12 protein-coding genes are annotated in these 12127 nt (G+C 70.0%); 9 read left to right on the top strand and 3 right to left on the bottom strand.

From position 1 onward, the window contains the following. Positions 1 to 1412: PQQ-binding-like beta-propeller repeat protein (locus tag MKK67_RS26630; RefSeq protein ID WP_243971167.1), on the bottom strand; the 1412-nt coding region annotated here is incomplete at its 3' end. A gap of 342 nt (positions 1413 to 1754) precedes the next feature. Here MKK67_RS26630 and MKK67_RS26635 point away from each other — a divergent pair. Next, entirely contained in the window at positions 1755 to 2054 is a 300-nt protein-coding gene (locus MKK67_RS26635) for a hypothetical protein (RefSeq protein WP_243971169.1), read from the top strand. A 372-nt stretch (positions 2055 to 2426) separates the two neighbouring features. Here the strand turns inward: MKK67_RS26635 and MKK67_RS26640 are convergent, their stop codons facing one another. Next, complete coding sequence (locus MKK67_RS26640; protein WP_243971171.1) at positions 2427 to 2960, bottom strand: ankyrin repeat domain-containing protein; 534 nt, start codon at positions 2958 to 2960, stop codon at positions 2427 to 2429. Positions 2961 to 3185: 225 nt separating this feature from the next. On the opposite strand from MKK67_RS26640, the gene MKK67_RS26645 reads away from it, so the two are divergent. The 3 genes from MKK67_RS26645 to MKK67_RS26655 all read left to right on the top strand — a co-directional run bounded on the left by MKK67_RS26645 (position 3186) and on the right by MKK67_RS26655 (position 4991). Beyond that, positions 3186 to 3776 (top strand): flavodoxin family protein, encoded by a 591-nt coding sequence (locus MKK67_RS26645; protein WP_409568452.1) that lies wholly within the window; start codon positions 3186 to 3188, stop codon positions 3774 to 3776. Next, positions 3773 to 4666 carry a sigma-70 family RNA polymerase sigma factor gene (locus MKK67_RS26650; RefSeq protein ID WP_243971175.1) on the top strand — a complete coding sequence of 298 codons (894 nt, stop codon included), beginning with the start codon at positions 3773 to 3775 and terminating at the stop codon, positions 4664 to 4666. The genes MKK67_RS26645 and MKK67_RS26650 overlap by 4 nt, the downstream gene beginning before the upstream one ends. A gap of 106 nt (positions 4667 to 4772) precedes the next feature. After that, the gene (locus tag MKK67_RS26655) at positions 4773 to 4991 is read left to right on the top strand and encodes a hypothetical protein (RefSeq protein ID WP_243971177.1); all 219 of its coding nucleotides are present in this window, start codon (positions 4773 to 4775) and stop codon (positions 4989 to 4991) included. A gap of 478 nt (positions 4992 to 5469) precedes the next feature. Here the strand turns inward: MKK67_RS26655 and uvrB are convergent, their stop codons facing one another. Continuing rightward, positions 5470 to 8211, bottom strand: coding sequence for an excinuclease ABC subunit UvrB (gene uvrB / locus MKK67_RS26660; RefSeq protein WP_243971179.1), 2742 nt, complete (start codon positions 8209 to 8211; stop codon positions 5470 to 5472). A gap of 82 nt (positions 8212 to 8293) precedes the next feature. Here uvrB and MKK67_RS26665 point away from each other — a divergent pair, with 82 nt between their 5' ends. The 5 genes from MKK67_RS26665 (at position 8294) to coaBC (ending at position 12047) form a co-directional block, all read left to right on the top strand. Beyond that, positions 8294 to 8779, top strand: coding sequence for a VOC family protein (locus MKK67_RS26665; RefSeq protein ID WP_243971181.1), 486 nt, complete (start codon positions 8294 to 8296; stop codon positions 8777 to 8779). A gap of 158 nt (positions 8780 to 8937) precedes the next feature. Continuing rightward, complete coding sequence (locus tag MKK67_RS26670; RefSeq protein WP_243971183.1) at positions 8938 to 9555, top strand: hypothetical protein; 618 nt, start codon at positions 8938 to 8940, stop codon at positions 9553 to 9555. Next, on the top strand, positions 9542 to 9931 hold the full coding sequence (locus tag MKK67_RS26675) for a transcriptional regulator (protein WP_243971185.1): 390 nt from the start codon (positions 9542 to 9544) through the stop codon (positions 9929 to 9931). Before MKK67_RS26670 ends, MKK67_RS26675 begins: the two co-directional genes overlap by 14 nt. A 77-nt stretch (positions 9932 to 10008) precedes the next feature. Then, entirely contained in the window at positions 10009 to 10728 is a 720-nt protein-coding gene (locus MKK67_RS26680) for a di-trans,poly-cis-decaprenylcistransferase (protein ID WP_243971187.1), read from the top strand. A 50-nt stretch (positions 10729 to 10778) separates the two neighbouring features. Then, a complete protein-coding gene (coaBC, locus tag MKK67_RS26685; RefSeq protein ID WP_243971190.1) occupies positions 10779 to 12047 on the top strand; it encodes a bifunctional phosphopantothenoylcysteine decarboxylase/phosphopantothenate--cysteine ligase CoaBC in 1269 nt (422 codons plus the stop codon). Positions 12048 to 12127 lie beyond the last annotated feature (80 nt).

Genomic DNA, 12127 nt, shown 5'->3' on the forward strand with positions numbered 1-12127 from the left:
TCGCCCTTCGCCTCTCCTGTCTCGGTGTAGCGGATTTCCGGCCGGTCTCCGGAGGCCGGCACGGTCTTGACCGTGTAGGTCGTCGCCCCGTGGCGGACCTGCACGTAGGCGAGGCGCCCGTCATAAGCGGTGGGCGGCCACGAGACGGCGCCGAGGGGCCCCGGCGCCACCACGGTGCCCTGCGGGGTCGGCGGCGCGAACAGGTTCTTTTGCTCGATCAGCGGGGCCGAGCGTTCGAGCAGCTTCCCCGTCGCGCGGTCGTGGACGTAGATCCAGCCGGTCTTGCTCGCCGAGGCCACCGCCTTGGTGCCGTTCGGCCCGTCGAGCAGGAACGGCGGCGCGGCGACGTCGTAGCCCCACTCGTCATGCGGCACCTGCTGGGAATACCAGCGCAACTGCCCGGTGCGGACGTCGAGCGCCACGAGGCACATCGTGTAGAGGTTGTCTCCCGGGCGCGAGAGGCCGAAATTCTGCGGCGCCGGATTGCCGGTGCCGAGAAAGATCAGGCCGAGATCCGGGTCGTAGGCCGGGGTCATCCAGAGCGAGCCGCCGCCCACGCGCCAGGCCTCGCGATTGGCCGGGGCCGCCGCCTTCTCGGCGGCGATGTCCCGCTGGAGCGGCACGCCGTCCACGGTCTGCGCGACGAAGCCGCCCTCCCAGCCCTCCGACGGGGTGACGTACCAGCGCCAGCGCTCCGCACCGGTCTTGGCATCGTAGGCCGCAAGCCAGCCGCGCCGTCCGTAGCCGCCCTCGATCCCGACCACGGCGCCGCCATCGAGCCCGCCGGCCTCGTCCTCGACATGCAGGCCGTAGCCCGCGCCCGTGACGCCGACGATCACCAGCCCTTCGGCCACCAAAGGCGGCATCTTGAAGCCGAGCCGGCTCGACCCCTGCACCGCCTTGCCGCCGAGCTTGGCGGTGAGGTCCGAGGCGGTCTCGCTCTCGCCCTCCTCCGGGCGCACCGCCTCCTTGTCCCAGACCACCCGGCCGGTCTTGGCATCGAGCGCGATCAGCCGCCCGTCCATGGTCGCCTCGAACACGAGGCCGTCCGACACGGCAAGCCCGCGGTTCGAGGGCGGCCCGAAGATCTTTTCCGTGCGGGCCTTGTGCGCGTAGGTCCAGAGCGGTCGGCCGGTGCGGGCATCGAGCGCCGCGACGTTGTTCTGGGTCGTCGAAATGTAGAGCGTGCCGTCGACCATCACCGGCTGGGCCTGGAAATAGCCCGTCACCCCGGTCTGGAACATCCAGGCCGGCCGCAGCCGCCCGACGCTGGCGCGGTCGATCTGAGTGAGGTCGGAGAAGTTGCGGTTGCTGTGATCGTGCCCGAAGGCCGGCCAAGGGGTCTCGGCGGCGATGGCCGGGAGTGGCAGGAGGGTCGCGAGGGCGATCAGCGCGGGGCGAAATCCGGTCATGGGCGGCACGGCGTTTCCTCTTGTTGGTTGGTTCTCTGTTCACTCATATGCACCGCTCGCGAACACAACGCGCTGCCTCCGGCGCTGCATGGCCGTGGCGAACTCAGCGGGAATTGCCGCCACCTGCGGTTTCAGCTCTCCTTGGGGTTGCCACCGCCGTCTCGATTCGGCTCGTTGAGATCGCCTTGAAAGCTTCGGATAAGTGACCGGCTCATGATCCGGGCACATCATCCCATTCGCAAAAGACATCGACAGCCCGCACCAAAGGTCTATGCTGAGTTCATCTTCGGCCCGATGTCTGCTTCGAACGTAGATCGTCCTCAGGCGCGGTAGGGCACGGACATGATCGGCACCGAAATCTCCCCGGCGCTTCAGGCCGCGATCGAAGCCGTCGTTCGGCAGGAACTCGGCCGCTTCGGTGTCAGCGAGGTCGAGGTCATCGATTCCGAGGACGCCGATGGGGATCCCCTCATCCTCGTCAACGTCCATTATCGGGCTTCCGAAGCCGAGCCCGATTTCAAGGTGGCATCCAAGACGCTCACAAAGCTCAACGACAAGCTGTTCGAACTGAAAGAGCCGCGCTTCGCCTACATAAGGCACAAGGTACCGGAAGCCACGCCCGAGCCGCGCGGCCGGCGGTGAGCCGAGAGCTTCTTGGGACTGCTCGGCGGTTGGCGCGGGCGAATCCCGGCAAGCCGCGGCAGTCGGATCTCAAGCGCGTGATGAAGATTGCTGAAAACATCGTTCTTCCAAGGCCTCTTAAGGGGCCTGGAACTCTAGCATCCACCTCGTCATTCCGGGGCGCCGGAGGCGAGCCCGGAATCCAGAGCCGCCGACGGCGCAAGATCTTGAAATGTCGGTGTTTCTGGATTCCGGGCTCCGCTGCGCGGTCCCGGAATGACAGGGTAATTGGTCTTGTTGCCGTCGCCTAATCAAACGAAGAAGAAAACCGAGACATCGCGATCGTCCTAAGGGCGTCGTCTCCTGCAACCCCGGCCGAAACTCTCTGACCCCTCACCCCGCCTTCCGCGCCGCCGCGTCGAGCTGGCCCGGGGTCGCCTGGGCGCCCATGGCCCGGGCCATGTCGGCGGCGCTCTGGCCGGCGGCATCGCGAAAATCCGGGTCGGCGCCGTGCTCGAGGAGCAGCGTCACCATCTCGGTGCGGTCGAACATCGCCGCGGTCATCAGGGCGGTGCGGCTGCCGGTGCCGGTGCCGTCCACCGCGGCGCCGTGCTGAAGCAGCAGCCGGGCGACGGCGAGGTCGTTCTTGAAGGCGGCGCCGGCCAGCGGGGTCTGGCCGCGGTCGTTGGCGAGTTCCGGGTCGCCGCCGGCCTCCAGGATCACCCGGGTCGTCTCCGACTGGCCGTTATAGGCGGCGAGCATCAGCAGGCTGTCGCCCTTGTCGTTGCGCAGGTTCGCCGGAAGCCCCTGGCCGAACAGCTCGGCCAGCTCCTCGGCATGGCCCATCCGGGCGTACTGGAAGACCCGGCCGGCAAAGGCCAAGGTCTCGTCGTCGAGGACCGGGGGCGTGTTCGTCTCGGGGTTCATCGTCACTCGCCTGCTGCAACCACGTGCAGATCTGGGACGGCAAGCCGGCCCTGTCCAGCACGGCGCGGAGCGCTGTCTCGGAGATTGTCGGTGCGGGATACGCGCCGATGTCACACCGGGCCGGGCTTCCTTGTCATGTCATCCGGGACTGGACCGACAGGGGGGATCATGGCCGACATCATCGTGCAGGCGCTTCGTGAGGACCGGGCGACGGAGCCCGAACCGATGCGCATCGCCATCGTGTTTCACACCGGCTACGGCCATACCGGTCGCCAGGCCGAAGCCGTAGCGGAGGGTGTGCGGCTGGTCGACGGCGCCGATGCCCTGCTTGTGCCCGTCGCGGAAGTGGAGCGGTCCTGGGCCGTCCTCGAGGCCGCCCCGGCGATCGTCTTCGGCGCGCCGACCTACGTGGCCGGACCGTCCGCGGCGTTCAAAACGTTCCAGGAATCGACCTCGAACCTGGTGATGGCCAAGGGCTATCTGTGGAAGGACAAGTTCGCCGCCGGGTTCACCAATTCCGGCGCGATGGCCGGCGACAAGCTCGCGACGCTCATCCAGATGGCCCTGTTCGCGGCGCAGCACGGCATGCACTGGGTCAGCCTCGACCTCCCGCCCGCGAATTGTTCGACCACGGGGTCGGAGCAGGATCTGAACCGGCTCGGCTGCTGGCTCGGCGCGGCGGCACAATCGAATACGGACGAGGGTCCCGACCGCGCGCCGCCGGAGGCCGACCTCGCGACCGCGCGCCATCTCGGCCGGCGCGTCGCGCAGGTCACGCGCCAGTTCGTGCGCGGCCGGGAGGCGCTGAGCCTGTGATCGCGTCGTCCAACGGGGTGGCCCCCGAAACAGGCTTCCAGGCGTCGCGTCCAGGCCTGATCCGGCTCGCCTACCGCATGCTGGGTTCGATGGCCGATGCGGAAGACGTGGTGCAGGACGCCTATGCCCGTTGGCTGGCCGCCGATCAGGTGGCGGTGCGGGAGCCGGCCGCGTTCCTGCGGGTCGTGGTCACGCGCCTCTGTCTCAACCAGCTGAAATCGGCCCGCCATCGGCGGGAAACCTATCTCGGGCCGTGGCTGCCCGAGCCGATCTTCGATCCCGACGAGCCGGACGATCTCGACGACATCACCCTGCCGCTGATGATCGCGCTGGAACGCCTGTCGCCTCTGGAGCGGGCGGCGTTCCTGCTGCACGACGTGTTCGGCATGGCGTTCCCGGAGGTGGCCGAGGCGATCGGGCGGGAAGAAGCGGCGTGCCGCAAGCTCACCAGCCGTGCCCGCGTGCATCTCCGGGAGGCCCGGCCGCGCTTTGCCGTGCCCCGGGAGGACGGCCTGAAGATCGCCGCCGCGTTCTTCGCCGCCTCGCGCAGCGGCGACATGGCCGCGCTGCGCGCCCTCCTGGCCGACGATGTGGTCGCCACGGCCGATGGCGGCGGCAAGGTTCCCGCATCGCCGGAGCCGCTGGTCGGGCAGCCCGCGGTGCTCGCACGCCACGCGGCCATGGCGCGCGACTTCATCCAGACTCCGTCCCGGCTCGTGCGCTACGCCGTCATCGACGGGTTGCCGGGCTTCGTCACCGTCGAGGCGGGCGGCCTTGTCCAGACGACGGCTCTGCACGTTCAGGAGGACAAGGTCGTCGCCATCTACGTGGTGCGCAATCCGGACAAGACGCGGCGGGTTTCTCGCGATGGGGTGCCTGGGAGCGCGTGAGGCTGCGGCGAGTCGATCCGTCCGGCCTGTGGGAACGCTTTCGCCCGGACGGCCGTTGCAGCCGCCACCCGGGCCGTATCGGCCCGATGCCGCCGGAGCGACGACCATGCCGCGCCCCTATGAGCCCTTCGCCGACGCGCTGCGCGTCGCCCGCGAGATCGTCCGCGACCGGGTCGGTGCGGTCACCCGCGCTGCCGTCCAGGCGGATCCGCATGCCTATGACGAGGCCTGCAACGCCCTCGCCCTCAGGATCGCCGAAGCGTTGGTCGACGAGGGCGAGGCGGTGGCGAGCCGCTTCGCCGGCCGGGACGACCGGGCCGCCTAAAGTCTGCGGGCTACACGAGTTCGAGGCGCAATCGTTTGTGCAGGGCTCGACGCGCCCCCCTCTCCCGCGCGGGCTAGGATAGTCAAACATCTGCGGACGAAGCGTGGGTCCCCTCGCCCCGCTTGCGGGGAGAGGCCCGCACGGACCTCGTCGTCCGTGCGGGAAGCGCAGGCGAAGCCGGAGCGGCGGTGAGGGGGCGGCTCAGAGCGGGGCGCGCGTCTTGAGCCGCCCCCTCACCCTCGGCTGCCGCCTCGCTCCGGCGACGACGAGGTCGCCGGAGCCCTCTCCCCGCAAGCGGGGCGAGGGGATACCCGCATCGATGCTGGACCCGAAGCACGGGCCGTCGCGCAAAAACGGCCGACCCCGATGTGTGAATCCGCTAACCCGAGCGGAAGAGGGGACCCGCGCCTTCTGCGCCCACGGCATCACGGCGGCTACAAGCGAAATCGGTGTAGCCCGTAGAGCCTGACGGCGCCGGTCACCCCCGCTTCCGTCCGCCCCCGCCCTTGTATTTTGGCTTCTGGCCGCCGAGGCCCTGGGTCGAGCGGGGCTTGGGCCGCTCCTGCCACGGCACGGCATTGGCCGGCATCTCCCGGTCGGTGCCCGGGCCCATATTGTCGAGGTCGGGCTTCGAGATGCGGGTAGAGCCCGCGCCCCGGGGGGCCTTGCGGCCGTATTTGCCGGCCTCGCGCTCCACGTCCCCCTGCCGGGCCATGGGATCGTCCGAGACCAGCAGCTCCGTGGCCTGGAGCCGCTTCAGCTCGTCGCGCAGGCGCGCCGCCTCCTCGAAGTCGAGATCCGCGGCGGCCGCGCGCATCCGCTTCTCCAGGTCGGCCAGCACCGCCTTGAGATTGTGGCCCACCGTGATCGCGTCCTTGGCCAGGCCGGTATCGACTTGGACGTGGTCGCGCTCGTAGACGCTGTTGAGGATGTCGCTGATCCCGCGCTTCACGCTCTGGGGCGTGATGCCGTGCTCTTCGTTGTAGGCGAGCTGCTTGGTTCGCCGCCGCTCGGTCTCGGCCATCGCCCGCTCCATCGAGCCGGTGATGGAATCCGCGTACAGGATGCAGCGCGCGTCGGCGTTCCGGGCCGCCCGTCCGATGGTCTGGACCAGGGAGGTTTCGGAGCGCAGGAACCCTTCCTTGTCGGCGTCGAGGATCGCCACCAGGGCGCATTCCGGGATGTCGAGACCTTCCCGGAGAAGGTTGATGCCGATCAGCACGTCGAAGGCGCCGAGCCGCAAATCGCGAATAATCTCGATGCGCTCCAGGGTGTCGATGTCGGAGTGCATGTAGCGCACCCGCACGCCGTTCTCGTGCAGGTACTCGGTGAGGTCCTCGGCCATGCGCTTGGTCAGGGTGGTCACCAGCGTCCGGTAGCCGGCAAGGGCGACCGCCTTGACCTCGCCCAGCAGGTCGTCGACCTGCGCGCGCGCCGGGCGGATCTCGATCACCGGATCGACCAGGCCGGTCGGGCGGATCACCTGCTCGGCGAAGACGCCGCCGGTGCGCTCCATCTCCCACTTGCCGGGCGTGGCCGAGACGTGGACCGTCTGGGGCCGCATCGCGTCCCATTCCTCGAACCGCAGCGGCCGGTTGTCCAGGCAGGACGGCAGGCGGAAGCCGTACTCCGCCAGCGTCGCCTTGCGGCGGAAGTCGCCCCGGTACATGCCGCCGATCTGGGGCACGGTGACGTGGCTCTCGTCGGTGAAGACCAGGGCGTTGTCGGGCAGGTACTCGAACAGGGTCGGGGGCGGCTCGCCGGGCCGGCGGCCGGTGAGGTAGCGCGAATAGTTCTCGATGCCGTTGCAGGCGCCGGTGGCCTCGATCATCTCGATGTCGAAGGTGCAGCGCTGGTCGATGCGCTGGGCCTCGATCAGCCGGCCCATCTTGGTCAGCTCCTCGATCCGGCCGTTCAGCTCATTCTTGATGCCCTTGATCGCCTGCTGCAGCGTCGGCCGCGGCGTGACGTAGTGGGAATTGGCGTAGACCTTCACGAATTTCAGCTCGGCGATCTTCTTGCCGGTGAGCGGATCGAACTCGACGATCGACTCGATCTCGTCGCCGAACATCCCGATCCGCCAGCCGCGATCCTCCAAGTGGGCCGGCCACAGCTCGATCGAATCACCGCGCACGCGGAAGGTGCCGCGGGCGAAATCGGACTGGATCCGCTTGTACTGGAGGGCCACGAGGTCGGCCACGAGCTGGCGCTGCTCGATCTTCTCGCCGAGGCTCACGGTGAACGACATCGCCGTGTAGGTCTCGACCGAGCCGATGCCGTAGATGCACGACACCGAGGCGACGATGATCACGTCGTCCCGCTCCAGCAGGGCGCGGGTGGCGGAGTGGCGCATCCGGTCGATCTGCTCGTTGATCGACGATTCCTTCTCGATGAACGTGTCCGAGCGCGGGACGTAGGCCTCCGGCTGATAGTAGTCGTAATACGAAACGAAATACTCGACCGCGTTGTCGGGAAAGAACGACTTGAACTCGCCGTAGAGCTGCGCCGCCAGGGTCTTGTTCGGGGCGAGGATCAGCGCCGGGCGCTGGGTCTGCTCGATGATCTTGGCCATCGTGAAGGTCTTGCCCGAGCCGGTGACCCCGAGCAGGACCTGGTCACGCTCCAACGCGCTGATGCCGCCGACCAGTTCGGCGATGGCGGTGGGCTGGTCGCCGGCCGGCTCGAAGTCGGATTTCAGCGTGAACCGGAGGCCGCCTTCCGATTTCTGCGGCCGGTCCGGCCGGTGCGGCACCCAGGTCTGGCCGTCCTTGAACAGGGGGTTGCCCTCGATCAGCAGCCGCTCCAGCGCCGTCACGGTCGCGGAGGCGCCGCCATCGCCCGCCGGATCCGGCAGCTCGGCGCCCTCGGGCACAGGCCCGTCCTCGGGCGGAATCAGCCCGAGCGCCTGGGCGAGGCGCGGATCGACCTCGGCCGCGTCGCCGAGCGCGTAGCCGGCCTGGGGCGCCTCGGCGAAGCCGTCGCGGGCGATCTCGGCGCGGCGGGTGGCGGCCTTGCTGATCGGCTCCTTGGCGGGGCGCCCCTTGGGCTTGCCCGGGCGCGGCTTCTCCGGCTCCGGCGCGATCGGCGGCGGCCGATTGCGGTTCAGCGCCGGGTTCAGCAACGCGGCCAGATAGGTGTCGAGCGGCTTCAGTTCGGGCTTCGACGCCTTGGCGGAGGTGGCCGAGACGTACGCGGCGCGCGGTTTCTTCGGAGCGGGCATACGCTCAATATGGGCTGCGCACACGCCGCGAGAAACCCTATGCGGCGCAGAGTTTTTCGGCATCCCCGGAGGAGCCTCATCGATGAGCGAACCGATCCATCCCGAGACCCGCATCGGGCACGTGCATCTCAAGGTCGCCGACCTGGACCGGGCGCTCGGCTTCTATTGCGGTGTCCTCGGCCTCGGCCTGACTCAGCGCTACGGCGAGCGCGCCGCCTTCGTCGCGGCCGGCGGCTACCACCACCATATCGGGCTCAACACCTGGGAGAGCCTCGGCGGATCGCCGCCGGCCCCAGGCACCACCGGCCTGTACCATCTCGCCCTGCTCTACCCGAATCGGGCCGCCCTGGCCGATGCCCTGCGGCGGGTCGAGGCCGCCGGCATCCCCCTGGACGGCGCCAGCGACCACGGCGTCAGCGAGGCCCTGTACCTGCGCGATCCGGACGGGAACGGCGTCGAGCTGTACCGGGACCGACCGGAGGCGGAGTGGCCCCGCGACCCGGACGGCGCCCTGCGGATGGTCACGGTGCGGCTCGATCTGGACAATCTCCGCCGCGAAGATGGGTAATTTCAACGTGTAGGTAGAATTCGCCGTGCATTGGCCTGGACCAACCGGGCCGATGCTGAGAAAATTTGCCATCATCACCCGGCGAATTGGCTTGCGGCGGCCGAGGCCCGCCGGTACTTTGCAGTGCAAAGCATGATGCAGCGCGGGGGCTGAAGCTCATGCAGGATCTGGACAAGGCCTTGGCCGACATCGTGGCGATCCGTTCGCAGATCGCCCGCGACACGGCGTTCCGCGGCTTGGGCGCGGCCACCGTCGCCGGTACGGGCGGCCTGGCACTGGCCTGCGCAGTCGGCCAGGCCCTCTGGCTCGGCGATCCGGCGGGTCGGCCGGTTCTGTTCTTCGGCCTCTGGATCGCCGCCGCCCTGGTGGCCTTCGCGCTGATCGGCGTCGAGGCGGTCCGGCGCAGCCGCCGGCTCCATTCCGGCCTCGCCGACGCCATGGTCTGGAACGCCATCGAAGTGTTTTTGCCGGCCGCCGGCACCGGGGCCTGCCTCGCCCTGGTCATCGCCCGCTTCGCCCCGGCCGAGATCTGGATGCTGCCCGGCCTCTGGCAGGTTCTGGTCGGCCTCGGTCTGTTCGCCTCGGCGCGGATCCTGCCCCGGGCGGTCCAGGGGGTCGGCGCCTGGTATCTGCTCAGCGGCCTCGCCGTGCTCGCCATCTCGGCCGAGAGCCACGCCCTGTCGCCCTGGGCCATGGGGCTTCCCTTCCTGGTCGGCCAGAGCTGGCTGGCCGGCATCATCCATCGCGGCGCCCGGGCCTTCGATGATGACCTCTGACCGCGACGACGGACGCTTTTCCTACGAGGGGCTCGACCGGATCATCCACGAGCGGGCGCGGCTGAGCGTGCTCACCTCCCTGGTGGCGCATCCCAAGGGCCTGCCGTTCCCCGACCTCAAGCGCCTGTGCGGGCTGACCGACGGCAACCTGAGCCGGCACTTGGCCGTGCTCAGCGAGGCCGAGCTGGTGAGCCTCGAGAAGGGCTTCGCCTTCAACCGCACACAGACAATCTGCCGCATGACGCCGACCGGGCGCAGGCGTTTCATCGGCTATCTCGGGGTGCTCGAGCAGGTGGTGCGCGACGCGGCCTCGGCGGCGGAGCGAAGTCCCGAGGGCGGGGTGCGCGGCCTCGATCCGGCCACGAAACCGGCCTGAGACCGCCGGATCGCGCAGAGATTGTCAACGCAAACCGCATAAACCTCAACGCTACGCCCATGCCGGGAGACTTTACGATGCAAAGCGAAGCGGGGCCGGGGGGGCTGCACGCCGCGATCATCATGGACGGCAACGGGCGCTGGGCGACGCAGCGCGGCCTGCCGCGGCTCGCCGGCCATCATCGCGGCGTCGAGGCGATCCGGCGCACCGCCGAGGCCTGCCCGGATCTCGGCATCGGCACGCTCACGCTCTACGCCTTCTCGGCCGACAACTGGCAGCGTCCGGAGGACGAGGTCGGCGGCCTGATGCGGCTGCTGCGGTCCTACCTGCGCAACGAGACCCAGCGGCTCGCCCGCACCGGCACCCGGCTGAGCGTCGTCGGCCGGCGCGACCGCCTGCCCCGGGGCATCCCGGAGGCGATCGCCGCCGCCGAAGAGGCCACTGCCGCGGGCCGCCGCCTGCATCTGCGCATCTGCGTCGACTATTCCGCCCGGGACGCGATCATCGCGGCGGCGCAGGCCCTTCAGGGCGCCGACGCCACCCGCGAGAGTTTCGGCGCGCTGGTCGCCGGACAGATGCACGGCTCGCCGGTCGACGTCGATCTGGTGATCCGCACCGGCGGCGAGCAGCGGCTCTCGGATTTCCTGCTCTGGGAGGCGGCCTATGCCGAACTCCACTTCACCGACCGGATGTGGCCCGATTTCGGCCCGGACGATCTCGCCGCGGCGGTGGCCGAGTTCGCCCGCCGGGACCGCCGCTTCGGCGGCCTGAAGACGGCGGTTCCGGCGGCGGCCTGAACGCACGCGCCCGCTTGACGGGCGCGCCGCCTCAGGCAGAGGCTTCCACCATGACCGAGACCCTCGCCAGCCGCCGCGTCCTGCTCGTCATCGGCGGCGGCATCGCGGCCTACAAGGCCCTCGACCTGATCCGGCGCCTGCGCGAGCGGGGCGCCAGCGTCTGCCCGGTCCTGACCGCGGGCGCGCAGGAATTCGTGACGCCCCTGGCCGCGGCGGCGTTGGCCGGCGAGCGGGCCCATACCGACCTGTTCGACCGGGCCGAAGAGGCCGATATCGGCCATATCAAGCTGGCCCGGCAGGCGGATGCCGTGGTGGTGGCGCCGGCCACCGCCAACCTGATGGCCCGTATGGCCGGGGGCCACGCCGCCGACCTCGCCACCACGATCCTGCTGGCCACCACCCTGCCGATCCTGATCGCCCCGGCCATGAACGTGCAGATGTGGGCGCATCCGGCGACCCGGCGCAACCGTGCCACTCTGGAGGCCGACGGCGTGCGCCTCGTCGGGCCCAATGCCGGCAAGATGGCCGAGGCGGAAACCGGTCCCGGCCGCATGGCCGAGCCCAACGAGATCGCCGACGCCGTCGAGCGGATGCTAGCCGAGGCCGGTACCGGGGCTCCCGGCCTCGGCTTCCTGTCGGGCCGCCAGAGCACGCCCGCCCGCCCCCTCGCCGGAAGGCGGATCGTGGTGACCTCTGGGCCGACCCACGAGCCGATCGACCCGGTGCGCTACCTCGCCAACCGCTCCTCCGGCCGCCAGGGCCACGCCCTCGCCGCCGCCGCCGCCGCGGCCGGCGCCACCGTCACGCTGGTCTCCGGGCCGGTCTCGATCCCGGACCCAGCGGGCGTCACCGTGGTGCGGGTGGAGACCGCCCGGGAGATGCTCGCCGCCGTCCAGGCGGCCCTGCCGGCCGACATCGCGATCTTCGCGGCCGCCGTCGCCGATTGGCGCCCGGAGACCGAAGCCGGTTCGAAGAAGATCAAGAAGGACGGCAGCGGCCCGGCGCCGCTGACCCTCGTGGAGAACCCCGACATCCTCGCCACCGTGTCGCGGATGGAGGCCGGGCGCCCGCCCCTGGTGGTCGGCTTCGCCGCCGAGACCGACACGGTGCTGGACCACGCCCGGGCCAAGATCGCCCGCAAGGGCTGCGACCTGATCGTCGCCAACGACGTCTCGGTCGCGGGCGGCGTCATGGGCGGGACCGACAACACGGTCCACCTGATTCACCGCGACGGCACGCTGGAGACCTGGCCGCGCCTCGGCAAGGACGAGGTCGCGCGCCGGCTGGTCACGCATCTGGCCGGCTTATTGGGACGCTGAGCCGGCGCTGCGCCGGCAAAATGCAACCGGACGTTACGATTTCGCCGCGGGTGTTGCCGCGAGTCCCCAATCGGTCTCGG

Source organism: Methylobacterium sp. J-072, from assembly GCF_022829425.1.
Lineage (GTDB): Bacteria > Pseudomonadota > Alphaproteobacteria > Rhizobiales > Beijerinckiaceae > Methylobacterium.